General features: G+C 70.5%; 18 protein-coding genes. 14 read left to right on the top strand and 4 right to left on the bottom strand.

Annotated features, from left to right (window positions below):
* The first annotated feature begins 34 nt into the window (after positions 1 to 34).
* The 9 genes from truB to AB0C26_RS05305 all read left to right on the top strand — a co-directional run bounded on the left by truB (position 35) and on the right by AB0C26_RS05305 (position 9,170).
* Positions 35 to 916 (top strand): tRNA pseudouridine(55) synthase TruB, encoded by an 882-nt coding sequence (gene truB, locus AB0C26_RS05345; RefSeq protein ID WP_360241841.1) that lies wholly within the window; start codon positions 35 to 37, stop codon positions 914 to 916.
* A 60-nt stretch (positions 917 to 976) separates the two neighbouring features.
* Positions 977 to 1,903: a bifunctional riboflavin kinase/FAD synthetase gene (locus AB0C26_RS05340; protein ID WP_360241837.1), complete on the top strand. Its 927-nt coding sequence runs from the start codon at positions 977 to 979 to the stop codon at positions 1,901 to 1,903.
* A 113-nt stretch (positions 1,904 to 2,016) separates the two neighbouring features.
* On the top strand, positions 2,017 to 2,286 hold the full coding sequence (gene rpsO / locus AB0C26_RS05335) for a 30S ribosomal protein S15 (RefSeq protein ID WP_360241834.1): 270 nt from the start codon (positions 2,017 to 2,019) through the stop codon (positions 2,284 to 2,286).
* A gap of 199 nt (positions 2,287 to 2,485) precedes the next feature.
* Positions 2,486 to 4,825: a polyribonucleotide nucleotidyltransferase gene (locus AB0C26_RS05330; RefSeq protein WP_360241831.1), complete on the top strand. Its 2,340-nt coding sequence runs from the start codon at positions 2,486 to 2,488 to the stop codon at positions 4,823 to 4,825.
* A 66-nt stretch (positions 4,826 to 4,891) separates the two neighbouring features.
* Positions 4,892 to 6,166: a pitrilysin family protein gene (locus AB0C26_RS05325; protein WP_360243549.1), complete on the top strand. Its 1,275-nt coding sequence runs from the start codon at positions 4,892 to 4,894 to the stop codon at positions 6,164 to 6,166.
* Positions 6,167 to 6,249: 83 nt separating this feature from the next.
* Entirely contained in the window at positions 6,250 to 7,125 is an 876-nt protein-coding gene (locus tag AB0C26_RS05320; RefSeq protein ID WP_360243546.1) for a phosphatase PAP2 family protein, read from the top strand.
* A gap of 41 nt (positions 7,126 to 7,166) precedes the next feature.
* Positions 7,167 to 7,865 carry a 4-hydroxy-tetrahydrodipicolinate reductase gene (dapB, locus tag AB0C26_RS05315; RefSeq protein ID WP_360243543.1) on the top strand — a complete coding sequence of 233 codons (699 nt, stop codon included), beginning with the start codon at positions 7,167 to 7,169 and terminating at the stop codon, positions 7,863 to 7,865.
* A 4-nt stretch (positions 7,866 to 7,869) separates the two neighbouring features.
* The gene (locus AB0C26_RS05310; protein WP_360241829.1) at positions 7,870 to 8,313 is read left to right on the top strand and encodes a hypothetical protein; all 444 of its coding nucleotides are present in this window, start codon (positions 7,870 to 7,872) and stop codon (positions 8,311 to 8,313) included.
* The gene (locus AB0C26_RS05305; protein ID WP_360241826.1) at positions 8,310 to 9,170 is read left to right on the top strand and encodes an MFS transporter permease; all 861 of its coding nucleotides are present in this window, start codon (positions 8,310 to 8,312) and stop codon (positions 9,168 to 9,170) included. The genes AB0C26_RS05310 and AB0C26_RS05305 overlap by 4 nt, the downstream gene beginning before the upstream one ends.
* Here AB0C26_RS05305 and AB0C26_RS05300 read toward each other — a convergent pair.
* The 3 genes from AB0C26_RS05300 to AB0C26_RS05290 form a co-directional block, all read right to left on the bottom strand.
* Positions 9,167 to 9,919: an LPXTG cell wall anchor domain-containing protein gene (locus tag AB0C26_RS05300; RefSeq protein ID WP_360241823.1), complete on the bottom strand. Its 753-nt coding sequence runs from the start codon at positions 9,917 to 9,919 to the stop codon at positions 9,167 to 9,169. The genes AB0C26_RS05305 and AB0C26_RS05300 overlap by 4 nt on opposite strands.
* Positions 9,920 to 10,049: 130 nt before the next feature.
* Complete coding sequence (locus AB0C26_RS05295) at positions 10,050 to 10,460, bottom strand: DUF393 domain-containing protein (protein ID WP_360241820.1); 411 nt, start codon at positions 10,458 to 10,460, stop codon at positions 10,050 to 10,052.
* A 4-nt stretch (positions 10,461 to 10,464) separates the two neighbouring features.
* Positions 10,465 to 11,028, bottom strand: coding sequence for a GNAT family N-acetyltransferase (locus tag AB0C26_RS05290; protein ID WP_360241818.1), 564 nt, complete (start codon positions 11,026 to 11,028; stop codon positions 10,465 to 10,467).
* 56 nt (positions 11,029 to 11,084) lie between these two features.
* Here AB0C26_RS05290 and AB0C26_RS05285 point away from each other — a divergent pair, with 56 nt between their 5' ends.
* The 5 genes from AB0C26_RS05285 (at position 11,085) to AB0C26_RS05265 (ending at position 17,081) form a co-directional block, all read left to right on the top strand.
* On the top strand, positions 11,085 to 12,305 hold the full coding sequence (locus AB0C26_RS05285; RefSeq protein WP_360241815.1) for a DNA glycosylase AlkZ-like family protein: 1,221 nt from the start codon (positions 11,085 to 11,087) through the stop codon (positions 12,303 to 12,305).
* Positions 12,306 to 12,310: 5 nt separating this feature from the next.
* Positions 12,311 to 12,835, top strand: a complete 525-nt coding sequence (locus AB0C26_RS05280; protein ID WP_360241812.1) for a DUF2752 domain-containing protein — start codon at positions 12,311 to 12,313, stop codon at positions 12,833 to 12,835.
* 26 nt (positions 12,836 to 12,861) lie between these two features.
* Positions 12,862 to 13,755 (top strand): 4-hydroxy-tetrahydrodipicolinate synthase, encoded by an 894-nt coding sequence (dapA, locus tag AB0C26_RS05275; protein ID WP_360241809.1) that lies wholly within the window; start codon positions 12,862 to 12,864, stop codon positions 13,753 to 13,755.
* A 33-nt stretch (positions 13,756 to 13,788) separates the two neighbouring features.
* Positions 13,789 to 15,477 (top strand): ribonuclease J, encoded by a 1,689-nt coding sequence (locus AB0C26_RS05270; protein WP_360241806.1) that lies wholly within the window; start codon positions 13,789 to 13,791, stop codon positions 15,475 to 15,477.
* 89 nt (positions 15,478 to 15,566) lie between these two features.
* Positions 15,567 to 17,081 carry a S1 family peptidase gene (locus tag AB0C26_RS05265; protein WP_360241803.1) on the top strand — a complete coding sequence of 505 codons (1,515 nt, stop codon included), beginning with the start codon at positions 15,567 to 15,569 and terminating at the stop codon, positions 17,079 to 17,081.
* Positions 17,082 to 17,168: 87 nt separating this feature from the next.
* Here the strand turns inward: AB0C26_RS05265 and AB0C26_RS05260 are convergent, their stop codons facing one another.
* Positions 17,169 to 17,564, bottom strand: a complete 396-nt coding sequence (locus AB0C26_RS05260) for a YbjN domain-containing protein (RefSeq protein ID WP_360243540.1) — start codon at positions 17,562 to 17,564, stop codon at positions 17,169 to 17,171.
* Positions 17,565 to 17,596: the final 32 nt, after the last annotated feature.

Raw genomic sequence — 17,596 nt, 5'->3', positions numbered from 1 at the left:
CTGGGCGGCGGAAGGCGGACCCTAAGGTGGGCGGGTGAGTGCGGACGGACTGATCGTGGTGGACAAGCCGGCGGGGATGACCTCGCACGATGTTGTGAGCCGGATTCGGCGGCTGGCCAAGACCCGGCGGGTCGGGCATGGCGGCACGCTTGATCCGATGGCTACCGGGGTGCTCATCATCGGTGTGAACAGGGCGACACGCCTGCTGACGTACGTCATCGGGTCGGAGAAGAGCTACTCGGCGACCATCCGCCTCGGGCAGTCGACGATCACCGATGACGCCGAGGGGGAGGTCACCGCCACCACGCCGGCCGGTCATGTCGCCGACGAGGCGATTCGTGGGGGACTGGCGGAGCAGCGGGGCGAGATCGATCAGGTGCCCAGTGCTGTGAGCGCCATCAAAATCAACGGGCAGCGGGCTTACAAGCGGGTTCGCGACGGCGAGGACGTCGAGATTCCGGCGCGGCGGGTCACGATTTCGAAGCTGGATGTTCTCGACATCCGGCGGGTGGGTGACTTCGTCGATGTGGATGTCGATGTGACCTGTTCTTCCGGCACCTACATCCGGTCGATCGCCCGCGATCTCGGTGCGGGGCTCGGCGTCGGCGGTCATCTCACGGCCCTTCGCCGTACGGCGGTGGGTGGCTTGACGCTCGGCGAGGCGCTCACCCTCGACCAGCTGGCCGAGCGGGAGCCCGATGTCGTGACGCTGCCGATGTCCGAGGCCGCGCGGCAGGCGTTCCCGCAGCGGGAGGCGACCGCGGAGGAGGCGCGTGTGCTCAGCCATGGTGGCCCGCTGGACCCGGTCGGCATTTCGGGGCCGTACGCCGTCTTCTCCCCGGAGGGTGACGTGCTGGCCATCGTCTCCGAGCGTGCGGGCCGGGCCCGGGCCGAGATCGTCCTGGCCCCGGCGTGACCTACGCCGCCCGATACGCTGAGAACCGCTAACTGGCGAACACCGAAGGGGTACGCGGACATGCAGCGGTGGCGGGGCTTCGAATCGGTGCCGGGGGGCTGGGGCCGGTCGGTCGTCACGATCGGCGTCTTCGACGGTGTGCACCGGGGCCACCAGGCGATCATCGGGCATGCCGTGCAGCGCGCCCATGAGCTGGGGCTGCGGTCGGTTGTGGTGACCTTCGACCCGCATCCGGCCGAGGTGGTGCGGCCCGGTTCCCACCCGGCCGTGCTGACCGAGCCGGTGCGCAAGGCCGAGCTGATCGAGCAGCTGGGCGCCGACGCCCTGTGCGTGGTGCCCTTCACCAGGGAGTTCTCGCAGCTCTCGCCCGAGGCTTTCGTGCACGACGTGCTGGTCGAGTCGTTGCACGCGGCGGCCGTGGTGGTGGGCGACAACTTCCGGTTCGGGCACAAGGCGGCCGGTGACGCGGCCCTGCTGGAGCGGCTGGGCACCTCGTTCGGGTTCACCGTCGAGGACGCCCCGCTGGTCTCCGAGGACGGGCTGGTCTTCTCGTCGACGTACATCCGCAGTTGTGTCGACGCCGGCGACGTGCGGGCCGCGTCGGACGCGCTCGGCCGGCCCCACCAGGTGAGTGGGGTCGTGGTCCGCGGTGATCAGCGCGGGCGTGAGCTGGGTTTCCCGACCGCCAACCTGATGACGCATCGGTACGCGGCCATTCCGGCCGACGGCGTGTACGCCGGCTACTTCCTGCGCGCGGACGGCAAACCGCTGCCCACCAGCATCTCGGTCGGCACCAACCCGACTTTCGAGGGCCGCGAGCGCCGGGTCGAGGCGTACGTGCTGGACTTCGACGGTGATCTCTACGGCGAGCGGGTCAGCCTCGACTTCGTCGCCCATCTGCGCGGACAGGTGACCTACACGACCGTCGAGGCGTTGATCGACCAGATCCGGGCCGACGTGGAACAGACCCGAGTGTTGCTTCGGTGACTGCCTGGTAGGGTTGAGGCGCGGCTGGCTTATCCAGCCAACGGCTCCGCGTGCCTGCCCGACGCCGCGGGTGCGGATCCCGAGATCACCGGCAACACAGAAGTTCGGAGAACATGGCGCTCGATCAAGAGACCAAGCACAAGATCATCGACGAGTACAAGTCGAAGGACAGCGACACCGGATCCCCCGAGGTCCAGGTTGCGATGCTGACCAAGCGGATCGCCGACCTGACCGAGCACCTGAAGGTGCACAAGCACGACCACCACAGCCGTCGTGGTCTGCTGCTGCTGGTCGGCCGTCGCCGCCGTCTGCTCAACTACGTTCAGAAGAAGGACATCGCGCGCTACCGGACGCTCATCGAGCGCCTCGGCCTGCGCCGATAGCTTGACCTCCGGGGGAGTGGCCACAGGGCCGCTCCCCCGAGCAATACCCACGGACCCGCGCGGTACGCAGGCAAAGCCACCGGTCCTCGGTAGTGGTTCCCAGGCCTTGATTCCTGGGCACTTCGATCGAAGACCGGCAGCCTGAAGTCAACCGCGCTGTGTAGACCGCCGGGTCCTCGACGAAGGAGTACCGCACCACATGACAGAGCAGAACGCTCTCGGCACCGAATCTCGCACCGCCGTCATCGACAACGGGTCGTTCGGCACCCGCGAGGTGACTTTCTCCACCGGCCGGCTGGCCAAGCAGGCCGCCGGCTCGGTCATCGTCCAGCTGGGCGACACCACCGTCCTGTCCGCGACCACGGCCAGCAAGCAGCCGAAGGAGCACTTCGACTTCTTCCCGCTGACCGTCGACGTCGAGGAGCGGATGTACGCCGCGGGCCGTATCCCCGGCTCGTTCTTCCGCCGTGAGGGCCGCCCGAGCGAGGACGCGATCCTCACCTGCCGCCTGATCGACCGTCCGCTGCGCCCCTCGTTCACCAAGGGCCTGCGCAACGAGGTCCAGGTCGTCGAGACCGTGCTGGCCCTCGACCCGGCCCACCCGTACGACGTGGTCGCCATGAACGGCGCCTCGCTGTCGACCAAGCTGTCCGGCCTGCCCTTCAGCGGCCCGATCGGCTCGACCCGGGTCGCGCACATCGACGGCCAGTGGGTCGCCTTCCCGACCATCGAGGAGCTCGAGCGGGCCACCTTCGACATGGTGGTCGCCGGTCGCGTCCTGGCCGACGGTGACGTCGCCATCATGATGGTCGAGGCCGAGGCCACGCCGAACGCGGTCAAGCTGATCGCCGGTGGCGCCACCGCCCCGACCGAGGAGGTCGTGGCGAGCGGTCTCGAGGCCGCCAAGCCGGCCATCCGCGAGCTGTGCCGCGCGCAGAGCGAGCTGGCCGAGATCGCCTCGAAGCCGGCCGTCGAGTTCCCGGTGTTCCTGGACTACCAGGACGACGTCTACACCGCTGTGGTCGAGGCCGTCCGCGCCGAGACCGCCGAGGCGCTCAAGATCGCCGCCAAGCAGGAGCGCGAGGAGGCTCTCGACCTGGTCAAGGCCAAGGCGCACGAGCTTCTCGACGAGCGCTTCGAGGGCCGCGAGAAGGAGATCAGCGCGGCCTTCCGCTCGGTCACCAAGTCCGAGGTGCGCCAGCGCGTGCTGCGCGACCAGGTCCGCATCGACGGCCGTGGCCCGCGCGACATCCGTCCGCTGTCGGCCCAGATCGGTGTGCTGCCCCGCGTGCACGGCTCGGCCCTGTTCGAGCGCGGCGAGACCCAGATCCTGGGCGTGACCACGCTGAACATGCTCCGCATGGAGCAGGCGCTGGACACCCTGGCGCCGGAGAAGTCCAAGCGCTACATGCACAACTACAACTTCCCGCCCTACTCGACCGGTGAGACCGGCCGGGTGGGTTCGCCGAAGCGCCGCGAGATCGGCCACGGCGCGCTGGCCGAGCGGGCCCTGGTGCCCGTGCTGCCGACGCGTGAGGAGTTCCCGTACGCGATCCGGCAGGTCTCCGAGGCTCTGGGCTCGAACGGCTCGACCTCGATGGGCTCGGTCTGCGCCTCGACGCTGTCGCTGCTCAGCGCCGGTGTGCCGCTGAAGGCGCCGGTCGCCGGCATCGCGATGGGCCTGATCTCGGACGAGGTCGACGGCAAGACGCAGTACGTCGCGCTGACCGACATCCTGGGCGCCGAGGACGCGTTCGGCGACATGGACTTCAAGGTCGCCGGTACGAGCGAGTTCGTCACCGCCCTGCAGCTGGACACCAAGCTCGACGGCATCCCGTCGGACGTGCTGGCCGGCGCTCTGCAGCAGGCCCACGAGGCTCGCGCCACGATCCTCGGGGTCATGGAGCAGGCGATCAACGCTCCGGCCGAGATGTCGGAGTACGCGCCGCGGGTCACCTCGGTGAAGATCCCGGTCGACAAGATCGGCATGGTCATCGGCCCCAAGGGCCAGACGATCAACGCGATCCAGGACGAGACCGGCGCCGACATCTCGATCGAGGACGACGGCACGATCTACGTGGGCGCCACCAACGGCCCGTCGGCCGACGCCGCGGTCGAGCGGATCAACGCGATCGCCAACCCGACGCTGCCGAAGGTCGGCGACAAGTTCCTCGGCACCGTGGTGAAGACGGCCGCGTTCGGCGCGTTCATCTCGCTGCTGCCGGGCCGCGACGGCCTGCTGCACATCTCCAAGGTGGGCGACGGCAAGCGGGTCGAGAAGGTCGAGGACTTCCTCAACGTCGGCGACAAGGTCGAGGTGTCCATCGCGGACATCGACGCCCGCGGCAAGATCTACCTGGACAAGGTCCGCCCCGAGGGCGAGGAGGCCCCCGCGGCCGCTCCCGCCGCGTCGGGTTCGGGCGAGCGCGAGAGCCGTCCGCCGCGTGAGCCGCGCGGTGACCGTGGTGGCGAGGGTGGTGGCGAGCCCCGCCGTCGCCGTCAGCGCTCCGGTGGCGACCGCGGCGAGCGCCGCGAGTAATCACCAGTGACAACGAGCAACAACCGCGGGCCGGCCGGAAGGCCGGCCCGCGTTACTACCAAGACCCTGCAGGACGGCGTCAAGAGGACCGTCCTGCCCAGTGGTCTGCGCATCGTCACCGAAGCGATTCCCACGACCCGGAGCGCCTCGCTCGGCGTCTGGGTGGGCATCGGCTCGCGTGACGAGACGCCGGGCATGTCCGGCGCCTCCCACTTCCTCGAGCACCTGCTCTTCAAGGGCACCCACAAGCGCACGGCGCTGCAGATCTCGGCCGAGATCGAGGCCGTCGGCGGCGAGACCAACGCCTTCACCACGAAGGAGTACACGTGCTACTACGCACGGGTGCTCGACGCCGATCTGGCGCTCGCGGTGGACGTGATGTGCGACGCCGTGGCCGACTCGATCATCGACCCGGCCGACGTGGAGACCGAGCGCGGCGTGATCCTCGAAGAGATCGCCATGCATGAGGACGAGCCCGGCGACGAGGTGCACGACGTCTTCACCGAGGCGATCTTCGGCGACCACCCGCTGGGCCGGCTGATCTCGGGGACCGAGGAATCGATCACCCCGATGACCCGCAACCAGATCAACAGCTTCTACAAGCGCCGCTACACGCCGCCGAACATCGTGATCGCGGCGGCCGGCAACCTCGACCACGCCACCGTCGTCCGGCTCGTGCGCAAGGCCCTGGCCGGCACGGCGCTGGACACCGGAACGGCCGATCCGGCCGGACCGCGTACGGGGTCGAAGCGCGTGCCCACCCAGCGCCCGCACACGGTCGTCCGCAACCGGGACACCGAGCAGGCGCACGTGGTCCTCGGCGGCGTCGGCATCGGCCGCCGCGACGAGCGCCGCTTCGCCCTGGGCGTGCTCAACAACGTCCTCGGCGGCGGCATGTCCAGCCGCCTCTTCCAGGAGATCCGCGAGAAACGGGGCCTGGCCTACTCGGTCTACTCGTACGCCAGCCAGTACGCCGACGCCGGCCTGTTCGGCGTCTACGCCGGCTGCGCGCCCGGCAAGGTCGAGGAGGTTCTCGACCTGACCCGGGCCGAGCTGGAGCGGGTGTCGGCCAAGGGGGTCGACGCCGAGGAGATCGCCCGCGGCAAGGGCATGGTCAAGGGCGCCTTCGTGCTGGGCCTGGAGGACACCGGCTCGCGGATGAGCCGGCTGGCCAAGTCGGAGCTGCTGTACGGCGATCTGATGTCGGTCGACGAGCTGCTCGGCCGGGTCGACGCGGTCACCGCCGACGAGGTCAACGCGATCGCGGCCGGCCTGCTGGCCCAGCCGATGTCGCTGGCCGTGGTGGGGCCGTTCGACGAGGCCGACTTCTCCGGTCGCTAACCTTGGGCCCCGTGACAACGCTGGAGAAGCCGCCGCCCTCGCCCGAGATCACCCCGGAGCAGCGCCGCCGCCGGGTCATCGGCATGTTGATCTGGGCGGCGGCCTTCGCCGTCTTCGTGACCCTGGTGGGCGTGCCCACCAGCGACGTGCTCCTCGCGTTCGGCTGGCTCTGGCTGGCCACCATCGCCTGGCGCAACTACCTGCCGTGGCGTGAGCACCTGCTGTTCCTGCGCGACTGGCTGCCGGTCGTGTTGCTGCTGGTCTTCTACAACGTGTCGCGCGGCTCGGCCGACAAGCTCTTCGATCCGCACGTCTACCCCATGATCGACGCGGACAAGGCGCTGTTCGGCGGCCACATCCCCACCGTCTGGCTCCAGGAACACCTCTACACGAAGGACCACGTGCCGTGGTGGGAGGTGGTGACCAGCCTGGTCTACATCTCGCACTTCCTGGCCGTGCCCACGGTCGCGGTCATTCTGTGGGTACGCAGCCGCAAACTCTCGTACCGGTTCATGCGCCGGTGGATCTTCCTCAGCATGGCCGGCCTGATCACGTACTTCCTCTATCCGGCGGCGCCGCCCTGGTGGGCCTCTCAGTACCACTACATCCCCGAGCACGTCGTGCGCTTCTCGCTCCGCGGCCTGGAGGTGCTGGGCCTGCACGGCGCCGGCAACACTCTCAACGCGCTGCAGGTCGAGCAGTCCAACCCGGTCGCGGCGATGCCTTCCCTGCACACCGCGTACGCGATGATGGCGGTCGCCTTCTTCCTGCCGATGGTCCGCAAGCGCTGGTGGCCGCTGCTGTTCGCCTACCCGCTGGCGATGACCTTCACGCTGGTCTACACCGGCGAGCACTACGTGATCGACGTGCTGGTCGGCTGGATCTACGTCGCGCTGACGTTCCTGGTCGTGGGACTGCTGGAACGCTGGTGGCGCAACCGGGCTAAATTGACGCCGTGACTGAACCGATCCGTGTGGGCGTCCTCGGCGCCAAGGGCCGCATGGGCTCCGAGGCCGTCAAGGCCGTCGAGGCGGCGGCCGACCTCGAGCTGGTGGCGGCGCTCGGCCGCGGCGACGACCTCGAGGCCGCCGCGAACGCCCAGGTGCTCGTCGACCTGACCAATCCCGGCGCGGTGATGGACAACCTGCGCTGGGGCCTCGAGCGGGGCAAGAGCTTCGTGGTCGGCACCAGCGGCTTCACCGACCAGCGGCACGAGCAGATCCGCTCCTGGCTGGCCGGCCGGCCGTCGGCCGGTGTGCTGATCGCCCCGAACTTCGGCATCGGCGCGGTCCTGATGATGCAGTTCGCGGCCAAGGCGGCCCGCTACTTCGACTCGGCCGAGATCATCGAGCAGCACCACCCGCGCAAGCTGGACGCGCCGAGCGGCACGGCCACGCACACGGCCAAGCTGATCGCCTCCGCGCGCGCCGAGGCCGGTCGGGGCCCGATGCCGGACGCGACCAAGGAGGAGGTGCCGGGCGCCCGCGGGGCCGACCTCGACGGGGTACGGGTCCACGCGATCCGCGCGGCCGGGCTCGTGGCCCACCAGGAGGTCCTGTTCGGCAGCCTGGGCGAGACCCTGACCATCCGGCACGACTCGCTCGACCGGGTCTCGTTCATGCCCGGCGTCCTGCTCGGCGTACGGAAAATCCTGTCTCGTCCCGGCCTGACAGTGGGTCTCGACAGCTTTCTGGACTGAGCCGATGGCTGCGAATGAGCTGACCGTGCGGGGCCGTCGTGTGCGGGTCGTCGCCACCCTGGTCGCCGGGGCGCTGCTGCTCGCCGGCACGTTCTGGGGCGTCGACGACGACTTTCCGTTCGGCCCGTTCCGGATGTACTCCACGGCGCCCGATCCCAACGGGGACGCCAAGGACACCCGGGTCGAGGGCGTCGACACGGCCGGGCGGACGGTTGCGATCACCGAGGGCAACAGCGGCATCCGGCGGGCCGAGATCGAGGGGCAGCAGTCCGCATACGAGTCGGATCCGGCCCGCCTCAGCCAGATCGCCGACGCCTACGCGTCGCACTCGCCGGGCGCCGCGCCGCTGCGTACCGTCAAGATCGTGATCCGCTGGCACGGCATCGAGCACGCCCGGCCCACCGGCGACTACCGCGACGAGGTCGTCGCCGAATGGACGCGCCCATGAGGTGGCTCTTCGCTCCCGTGCCGCTCGGCCGGGTCGCCGCCTTCCGCACGCTGGTCTACGCCTTCGTGGCCCTGGACCTGACCGTCTTCACGCCGTGGGTGCGCTCGCACGCCAACACTCCCGGCGACCTCTACCAGCCGCTGCTGGTCGGCCGGATCCTGCACCTGCCGACGCCGACGCCGCTGCTCGTCTGGACGGTGTTCTGGGCCCTGCTCGTGCTGGCCGTGGCCGCCGCCACCGGCCGCGCTCCGCGCGCGCTCGGCTGGGCGGTCTTCGCCCTGTACTTCGAGTGGATGATCATCGCGATGAGCTACGGCAAGGTCGACCACGACCGCGTCGGCCTGCTCGTCGCCCTGGCCGTCCTGCCCACGGTCGGCCGCGCCCGCCACGGCGACCTCTCGCTGTCGGAGAGGGCCGGCTGGGCGCTGCGGGTCACCCAGATCGCGGTGATCTGCACGTACTTCCTGGCCGCCCTGGCGAAGCTCCGCTTCGGCGGCATCGACTGGCTGACCAGCGCCGTGCTGGCCCAGGCCATCATCCGCCGCGGCACCTGGCTGGCCGACCACATCGCGGTGGTGCCCGGCCTGCTGATCGCCGCCCAGTTCGGGATCATCCTGTTCGAGCTGCTCAGCCCGCTGATCTGGGTGATACCGCAGAAGTGGCGGAACTGGGGCGTCGCCTTCTTCTACTCGTTCCACGTGATGACGTTCTCGATGATCACCATCTCGTTCGCGCCGCACCTGGCCGCGATGGCGAGCTTCCTGCCGCTGGAGAAGGTCCGCCCGATCGAGTGGGTACGCCGCCGCTCTCCGCGCCCGGCCCGGCTCTCACCGAGCCGGGCGCGACGGGCCGGTTAGGCCACGAAGCGGGAACGGCGCCGGCGGCCGATGACGTAGCCGGCCGCGCCGAGCAGCAGGAGCACGCCCCCGACGGCGGCCACGAGGCCGGTGGCGGAGCCGGTCACGGGCAGGCCGCCACCCGCACCGCCGGTGTCGCCCGAGCCGGCGGCCGGAGTGGTGCCGGGGGCGCTGCTCGAACTGGTGGAGGACGTGGGAACCGGCGAGGCGGTCGTCGTGGCGCTGGGGGTGACGGTCGGCGTCACGGTCGGCGTGGGTGTGGGTTTGGACGCGCAGTCGAGCGCCCGTGCGGCGTACACGCCCTCGTTCAGGTAAGTCAGGTAGTCGTCGTACGACTCGCCGTCGAGCACCTTGTTCGCGGCTTGTCGCACGTTGGGACCCGCGTCCGTCATGGTCCGGCCGATCGAGATCCGCAGATCCGCCGTCCAGGCCGCCTGCCAGCCCTTCTTGAGGAAGGCCCGCAGGTCCTCCGAGGTGCCCTTCAGCCTCTCCTCCAGCGCGGGAGGCAGAACCGGCAGCGACTGGCCCTCGGTCGCGGCCAGGATCTGATAGGCCAGCCGCCGGACCTCAGCCTCGTTGGCGGTGTCCACATCGATGGTCAGGAGCGGGCGGATGTCCTTGAACACCTTGGGCTCGACCGTCTGGCAATCCGCGCCGAGCACGGGCGTCGCGGCCTGAGCCATCGCCGGAGCCGCCGGGATCAGCAGGGCCAGCGCCACGAGAACGCCGGCTGCCATCTTCCCTCGCATGCGTTACTTCCTCCCCGTTACGTATCGAAGCAAGGGGATGTTACAGAAGCTTTCGTGGCAGGACAGCCCGGCACCGGCGGCAGAGGGGGTGACCACCGGATCAGCGCGGCTGTGGAAGCGGCGCCTTTCGCTAATCCCGTACCTCTGCGGTCTTGCCGTAAAGAAGATCGCGCTGGGCCTGCGGGAGGGAGCAGGCCGCCGTCCCGCCGGGCAGAAGGTGGCGATGCTCGGCGACCCAGCGGTAGGCCGGCCAGGCGGCCAGGCGGACCGGGCCGATCTGCAGAGCGCCGCCGGCGACCTGCCAGAGGCGGCCGGCGTCGCGCAGCATCAGGGCGATCGCGTCCGGGCCCGAGGCGCGCTCGCCGTCCGGGCCGACCCACTGGACCGCTTCCTCGCACTCCTCGGTGGTGAGCCCGAGCTGGTCGAGGTCGGCGAACTGCCAGGGGATCACCCGGGCGTGGGTGGGGATGCGGCGCTCGATGAACTCGGCGCACGTCGTGCAGAAGGAGCAGTCGCCGTCGTAGACGAAGGTCGCGGTCACCCTTCTATTCTTCCGCGACCGCGACGTGCAGCCGCACCTGGGGGACGAGCATGTCGTCCACGTCGAGGGCCCGGCCGGCGCCGTCGGGCTCCCAGCCGGCCGAGGCCAGGAACTTCCGCATGGCCTCGTCCTGCTCATAGGCCCAGGCCACCGCGCGCTCGAAGCCGTCGTCGCGCCAGTGGGTGACAGCGGCGCTGAGCAGGCGGCTGCCGTGGCCCCGGCGGCCCCAGCGCGGCTCGACCAGCAGGTCGGTGACGGCGGCCGTCGTCTCACCCAGCGGCGGCTCCTCCGGGGCGAGGGCCTGCTCGTCGGCCGGACCGGCGGCGGCGAAGCCGACCACCTGGGTCGCGGTGTCGCTCTGCTCGACCGCGATGAGCACCCGGTGTCTCGCCGAGGGCGGCTCCTCGATCGCGGCCTGCCAGCCGCGGGTCAGATAGTCGAGGTCCAGGTTGGCCAGTACGTGTGCCGGGAACATCCGCCGGTACGCGGTGCGCCACGTGGTGAGCTGGACCCGGGCGATCTCGGGGGCGTCGCCGGGGCGCGCGGGACGGACGAAGCCGATTGCCATGCCGGGCAGCCTACCGAGGCGGATTTTTGTCACACCCCTCGTCTACCGTTCGCGTCGTGGCACTTCCCGAGACTCTCTCCGTGGCGCAGGCCCGGCGCATCGCGCTGGCGGCCCAAGGCTTCACCGACGCCAGGCCCGGCGGCGCCACCGACATGCGCCACCTGCGGCGGGTGCTGCGCCGGGTCCACCTCATCCAGATGGACTCGGTGAACGTTCTTCAGCGGGCGCATTTCATGCCGCTGTACAGCCGCCTGGGCCCCTATCCGGTCGAACTGCTCGAGCGGGCGGCCTACCGCAAGCCGCGCGAGCTGTTCGAGTACTGGGGTCATGAGGCGTCGCTGGTCACGACCGATCTCCAGCCGCTGTTCCGGTGGCGGATGGAGGGCGCCGTCGACTACGCGTGGGGTGGCATGGTCCGCATGGCCCGCGAGCGACCCGAGCTGATCGAGCGGGTGCTGGGCGTCGTCCGCGACCGCGGCCCGATCACCGCGGCGGAGATCGAGCACGATGAGCCGCGGCGGACCGACCACTGGGGATGGAACTGGTCGTCGGTCAAGCAAGCGCTGGAGTGGTTGTTCTACACCGGCCAGGTGACCGCGGCCGAGCGCACCACCTCGTTCGCCCGGCGCTACGACCTGCCCGAGCGCGTGCTGCCGTACGCGGTGCTCAACGCGCCCACGCCCCATCCGCAGGACGCCTTCCGGGCCCTGGTCGAGCTGTCCGCGCGGTCGGTGGGAGTGGGGGCGGAGGCCGAGCTGCGCGACTACTTCCGGCTTCCGGTCGCCGGCTTCAAGCAGGCCGTGGCCGAGCTCATCGAGGACCGGGTGCTGCTGCCGGTCCAGGTCAAGGGCTGGAAGGGCCCGGTCTATCTGCATCACGAGGCCAAGCTGCCGCGGCGGGTCACGGCCGCGACGCTGATCAGCCCGTTCGATCCGCTGGTGTGGGAGCGCAACCGCACCGAGCGGCTGTTCGGCATGAACTACCGGATCGAGATCTACGTGCCGGCCGCGCAGCGGCTCTACGGCTACTACGTGCTGCCTTTCCTGCTCGGCGACGAACTGGTGGCCCGGGTCGACCTCAAAGCCGACCGCAAGGCGGGGGAGCTGCTGGTCCCGGCGGCCTGGCTCGAGCCCGGCGCCGACCAGGAGGAGACCGCGGCCGCTCTCGCCGCCGAGCTGCACCGGCTGGCCGGCTGGCTGGGCCTCGAGCGCGTCGCGGCACCCGAGCGGGGCGACTTCGCGGGCCCGCTGGCCGCGGCGCTCAAAGGTGTACCGTGACGGCCATGAGCGCGCTGGACCAACAGCCGGTGCAGGGTCCCCCGGTGCCGCCCGAGTGGCTCGACTACTACGCCCAGCCGCGGCCGGACCGGGTCACCCGCTTCGTGCAGCGGGTCTGGACGAGGTCACCCGTCTGGGCCGCGCCGTTCGCCCTTCTGGCCTGCATGGGCGGTGCGGTCGGCTACACCTTGGCCACCCATCCCGCCGAGGCCGCCGCCGGTGAGCCGCCGACCTGCCTGCTCAAATACACGACCGGGTTCGTCTGCCCGGGCTGCGGCGGCACCCGCGCCGCGTGGTACCTGCTTCACGGAGATCTTCCGGCCGCGGCCCGGCACCACGCGATCTTCACCTTCGCCGTGCCCTTCCTGCTGTACATGTATGTGGCCTGGGCCGGGAAAAGGCTGTTCAACTGGAAGCTTCCGCAGCTCACCCCGAGCCCGGCGGTCCTGATCACTTTTGTCGCGGTGTGGGCCGTCTGGAGCGTGCTGCGCAACCTGCCCTGGGCCCCGTTCACCGCGCTCTACGTCTGAGCGGGGAGTCCGATAGGTTGGTGGGTATGACGCACGACCCGCGACCCTTCGGACGGCTCCTGACCGCCATGGTCACCCCGTTCGCCCCGGACGGCTCCCTCGACGTCGAGGGCGCGGCGAAACTGGCCACCTACCTCGTCGACGAGCAGCGCAACGACGCGCTCGTCGTCAGCGGCACCACGGGCGAGTCCCCGACGACGACCGACACCGAGAAGGAGACTCTTCTCCGCGCCGTCGTCGACGCGGTCGGTGACCGGGCCCGGATCGTCGCCGGAGTGGGCACCAACAACACGGCCCACACGATCGAGTTGGCGCACGCGGCGGAGAAGGCCGGCGCCCACGGCCTGCTGGTCGTGACGCCGTACTACAACAAGCCGCCGCAGGCCGGCGTCGCTCAGCACTTCCTGACCGTGGCCGACGCGGTCGGCCTGCCGATCATGGTCTACGACATCCCGCACCGGGCCGGCACGGCGATCGCCACCGAGACGATGTGCCGCGTCGCCGAGCACGAGCGGATCGTGGCGGTCAAGGACGCCAAGGGCGATCTGACCGCTTCCTCCTGGGTGCTCAGCCGCACCGACCTGGCCTACTACTCGGGTGACGACGCCGCCACCCTGCCGCTGCTGTCGATCGGCGGGGTCGGCCTGGTCGGCACGTCGACCCACTTCACCGGCGTTCTCGCCAAGGACATGATCGAGGCGTTCGAGCGCGGCGACAACGCCGCCGCCCTCGCCCTGCACCGCCGGGCGATGCCGCTGTTCACCGGCATCTTCCGGGCGCCGGGGACCATGCTGGTCAAGGCGGGCCTCAACGCGTCGGGCCGCCCGGCCGGCCCGGTCCGCTCGCCGCTGGTCGAGGCGACCGCCGAGGAGTTGGCCCAGCTGCGTACGGATGCCGCCGCGGCCGGCATCGGCCTGTAGAAGAGCCCGTAGAAGAGAGATAGAAACAAGCGAATGAGTCAAGCGCACGAGGAGCTGGACACGCCACCGCCGCTGCCGGAGGGCGCCCTGCGCGTCATCCCGCTCGGCGGGCTCGGCGCGATCGGCCGCAACATGACGGTCCTGGAGTTCGACGGCAAGCTGCTGGTCATCGACTGCGGTGTGCTCTTCCCCGACGTGGAGCAACCGGGCGTCGATCTGATCCTGCCCGACTTCACGCCGATCCTGGACCGGCTCGACGACATTCAGGCCATCGTGCTCACCCACGGCCACGAGGACCACATCGGGGCCGTGCCCTACCTGCTCGCCCACAAGGCGGACATCCCGCTGGTCGGCTCGGAGTTCACGCTCGCGCTGGTCGAGGCCAAGCTGGCCGAGCGGCGCCTGGACCCGTACACGCTGACCGTGCGCGAGGGCCAGACCGAGCGGCTGGGGCCGTTCGACTGCGAGTTCTTCGCGGTCAACCACTCCATTCCGGACGCGCTGGCGGTGGCCGTGCGCACGCCGGCCGGCCTGATCCTGCACACCGGCGACTTCAAGATGGACCAGGTGCCGCTCGACGGCCGCATCACCGACCTGGCCGGCTTCGCCCGCCTCGGCGCCGAGGGCGTCGACCTGCTGCTCTCCGACTCGACGAACGCCGAGGTGCCCGGCTTCGTGGCCCCCGAGCGCGACATCGGCCCGGTGCTCAGCGCCATCTTCGGCAAGGCCAAGGGCCGCATCATCGTGGCCAGCTTCGCCTCCCACGTGCACCGCGTCCAGCAGGTCATGGACGCCGCCTGGGAGTACGACCGCAAGGTCGCGCTGATCGGCCGCTCGATGGTGCGCAACATGGGCATCGCCCGCGACCTGGGCCTGCTCAACATCCCGGACGGCCTGCTGGTCAGCCTGGACGAGGCGACCCACCTGCCCGGCGACGAGATCGTCTTCATGTCGACCGGCTCGCAGGGCGAGCCGATGAGCGCGCTCGGCCGCATGTCGACCGGCGACCACCGGCACATCACGATCGCCCCCGGCGACACCGTGGTGCTGGCCAGCTCACTGGTGCCGGGCAACGAGACCTCGGTCTACCGGGTGATCAACCAGCTGTCCCGGGCCGGCGCCACGGTCGTGCACAAAGAGACGGCCAAGGTGCACGTCTCCGGCCACGCCCCGGCCGGTGAGCTGCGCTACCTGCTGAACGTGGTACGCCCCAGCAACCTGATGCCGGTGCACGGCGAGTGGCGTCACCTGCGCGCCCACGCCCAGCTCGGCATCGAGACCGGGGTGGCCCCCGACCGGGTGGTGCTCTGCGAGGACGGCGACGTGGTCGACCTCGTCGAGGGCCACGCCCGTCACGTGGGCCGGGTCAAGAACAGGTACGTGTACGTGGACGGCCTGGCGGTCGGCGACGTCAGCGAGTCGCTGCTCACCGAGCGGCGGATCCTCGGCGACGGCGGCTTCATCTCGGCCACCGTGGTGATCGACTCGGTGACCGGCAAGGTCGTCGGCGAACCCAACATCTCGGCCAAGGGCTTCTCCGAGGACCCGGACGCCTTCAACCCGGTCATCCCGCTGCTGACCGCGGCCCTGCACCGCTCGGCCGAGGACGGCATCACCGACACCCACCAGCTGCAGCAGGTCGTGCGGCGCACGGTCGGCCGATGGGTGAACGACGCGTACCGTCGCCGGCCGATGATCGTGCCAACGGTCGTGGAAGTCTGAGGCGTTTTTCAACCTTTCGCTGCGCTCGTCCGTACCTCAAGTCACCGGTGCCGCCCCCACGGCACCGCTGGCGAGGGGAGTTCCTCAAGATGCAGCGCAGACGGATCGCCGTGGCGGCGGCGGTCGTGGTGGCAGCCGGGGCAGCGGTGGCCTTCACCCTGCCCTCCATGGCCGGCACCACGCCGTCCGGCGACAAACCCGCGGCCAAGAGCGGCGGCACGGCCCGGATCCTCGAGGCCATGCGGCGCGACCTCGGCCTGAGCGGTGACCAGGCGACGGCTCGCCTGCAGCGGTCGAACTGGGCGAGCAAGGTCTCGGCGCGGCTGGCCGCCCAGACCGGCTCCGACTTCGGCGGCGCCTGGCTCGCGACCGACGGCACCACCCTCAAGGTGGCGGTGACCGACAAGGCGGCCGAGGCCGCGGTCCGCAAGGCCGGGGCCGAGCCGGTGCTGGTCGAGCGGAGCGAACAGGCCCTGGTCACGGCCAAGGAGAAGCTGGACAACGCCGACGCCAGTGCGAACGGCCTGACCGGCTGGTACGTGGACGTCGCCACGAACAAGCTGGTCGTGGTGGCCCAGCCCGGCGCCCAGGCGGCCGCGAAGAAGCTGGCCCGGGCGGCCGGCGTCGGGTCCGGCACCTACCGGGTGATCACCAGCACGGCCAAGCCGAAACCCCTCTTCGACGTACGCGGCGCCGACCCGTACTTCATCGCCGTCGACGGCGGCACGGCCCGCTGCTCGATCGGCTTCTCGGTCGAGGGCGGCTTCGTGACGGCCGGGCACTGCGGCGCGGTCGGCGACACCACGACCGGCTTCAACCAGCAGGCGCAGGGCACGGTACGGGCCTCCACCTTCCCCGGCGACGCCGACATGGGCTTCGTCGAGGTGAACGGCAACTGGACGCCGCGCGCGGTGGTGAACGACTTCGAGGGCAACGAGCTCCCGGTGGCCGGCAACGCCGAGGCCCCGGTCGGGGCGGCGGTCTGCCGCTCGGGCTCGACCACGGGCACCCGCTGCGGCACGATCCTGGCCAAGAACCAGACGGTGGTCTACCCGGAGGGCGCGGTCACCGGCCTGACCCGCACCGACGTCTGCGCCGAGGGCGGCGACTCCGGCGGCCCGTGGCTCTCCGGCGACCAGGCCCAGGGCCTCACCTCGGGCGGCTCCGGCGACTGCACGGTCGGCGGCGAGACGTTCTTCCAGCCGGTGAACGAGATCCTGGCGGCGGAGAACCTGACCCTGGTCACGAGCGGCGGCGGCGCCGAGGCCCCGGAGGCTCCGCCGGCCGAGGCGGCGGGCGCGTGTGCGGACCAGGCGGTCCAGCGCAGCGGCACGCTCCGGGAGCGCACGGCACAGGCCCAGCCCAACGGCGGGGCGTTCCGAGCGAACGCGGGCCGGCAGACGGCGTGCCTGAGCGCGGCCGACGGCACCGACTTCGACCTGGTGCTCCAGCGGCTGACCAACCGGGGCTTCCGCACGGTCGCCACGGCCACCGGCGACGAGGTGAAGTCGCTGACCTTCAACGGGCGTTCCGGCACCTACCGGTACGTCGTCGCGGCCTCCGCGGGCGCCGGCGACTACACGCTCGGGTTCAGCACCCCGTAAGCGCGCGCCGCCACCCACCCTGCCGGGTTCGGCGGATCGCACCGATGCCGGAGGAGCCGTTCGGCTCCTCCGGCTCTTTTTTGTGTCTCAGTCGCTGGTTTCGCGGAGGGCGCCGACGGCGTCGGCCAGCTGGCAGCCCGTGGCGATGCCGCAGATCACGACCTGGTCGAGCTGTTCGGGGGTCACCCCGCGCTCCCAGTCGGCGATGACCTCGCCGACCACGTTCACGGTGCCGTCGTCCGAGATGTGCACGTACGCCTTCGGCCAGAGCTGGTCGTGGTTCCAGGCGTTGCAGAACTCGTAGAGGCGTACCACGTCCTCCATGCCGAAGACGTGCCGCACCATGGCCCTGATCTGGATCATCTCCTGCTGCTCGCCGATGCGGAAGAAGTAGATCAGGTTGCCCTGGAAGTTACCGCCGATGTCGCCGTCGGCGTCGGTGAAGTAGGTGAAGCCGCGCTCGTCGAGGGCGGCGGTGATCATTTCTTGGGTGAGCGGCTGCACTTGTCGATCTT

Origin of the sequence: Actinoplanes sp. NPDC048796 (assembly GCF_040650035.1) — a bacterium.
In the GTDB taxonomy this organism is placed as follows: Bacteria; Actinomycetota; Actinomycetes; order Mycobacteriales; family Micromonosporaceae; genus Actinoplanes.
The sequence above is the reverse complement of the archived record's forward strand: the minus strand, read 5'-3'. Positions and strand labels throughout refer to the sequence as shown.

Excerpts from the sequence above, each read along its gene's own strand:
- AB0C26_RS05305 (WP_360241826.1), top strand. The coding sequence starts at position 8,310 with ATGAGGTGGCTCTTCGCTCCCGTGCCGCTCGGCCGGGTCGCCGCCTTC.
- AB0C26_RS05320 (WP_360243546.1), top strand. The coding sequence starts at position 6,250 with ATGTTGATCTGGGCGGCGGCCTTCGCCGTCTTCGTGACCCTGGTGGGC.
- dapA (WP_360241809.1), top strand. The coding sequence starts at position 12,862 with ATGACGCACGACCCGCGACCCTTCGGACGGCTCCTGACCGCCATGGTC.
- AB0C26_RS05330 (WP_360241831.1), top strand. The coding sequence starts at position 2,486 with ATGACAGAGCAGAACGCTCTCGGCACCGAATCTCGCACCGCCGTCATC.
- rpsO (WP_360241834.1), top strand. The coding sequence starts at position 2,017 with ATGGCGCTCGATCAAGAGACCAAGCACAAGATCATCGACGAGTACAAG.
- AB0C26_RS05340 (WP_360241837.1), top strand. The coding sequence starts at position 977 with ATGCAGCGGTGGCGGGGCTTCGAATCGGTGCCGGGGGGCTGGGGCCGG.
- AB0C26_RS05270 (WP_360241806.1), top strand. The coding sequence starts at position 13,789 with ATGAGTCAAGCGCACGAGGAGCTGGACACGCCACCGCCGCTGCCGGAG.
- AB0C26_RS05280 (WP_360241812.1), top strand. The coding sequence starts at position 12,311 with ATGAGCGCGCTGGACCAACAGCCGGTGCAGGGTCCCCCGGTGCCGCCC.
- dapB (WP_360243543.1), top strand. The coding sequence starts at position 7,167 with ATGGGCTCCGAGGCCGTCAAGGCCGTCGAGGCGGCGGCCGACCTCGAG.
- AB0C26_RS05290 (WP_360241818.1), bottom strand. The coding sequence starts at position 11,028 with ATGGCAATCGGCTTCGTCCGTCCCGCGCGCCCCGGCGACGCCCCCGAG.
- AB0C26_RS05265 (WP_360241803.1), top strand. The coding sequence starts at position 15,567 with ATGCAGCGCAGACGGATCGCCGTGGCGGCGGCGGTCGTGGTGGCAGCC.
- AB0C26_RS05260 (WP_360243540.1), bottom strand. The coding sequence starts at position 17,564 with ATGATCACCGCCGCCCTCGACGAGCGCGGCTTCACCTACTTCACCGAC.
- AB0C26_RS05300 (WP_360241823.1), bottom strand. The coding sequence starts at position 9,919 with ATGCGAGGGAAGATGGCAGCCGGCGTTCTCGTGGCGCTGGCCCTGCTG.
- AB0C26_RS05310 (WP_360241829.1), top strand. The coding sequence starts at position 7,870 with ATGGCTGCGAATGAGCTGACCGTGCGGGGCCGTCGTGTGCGGGTCGTC.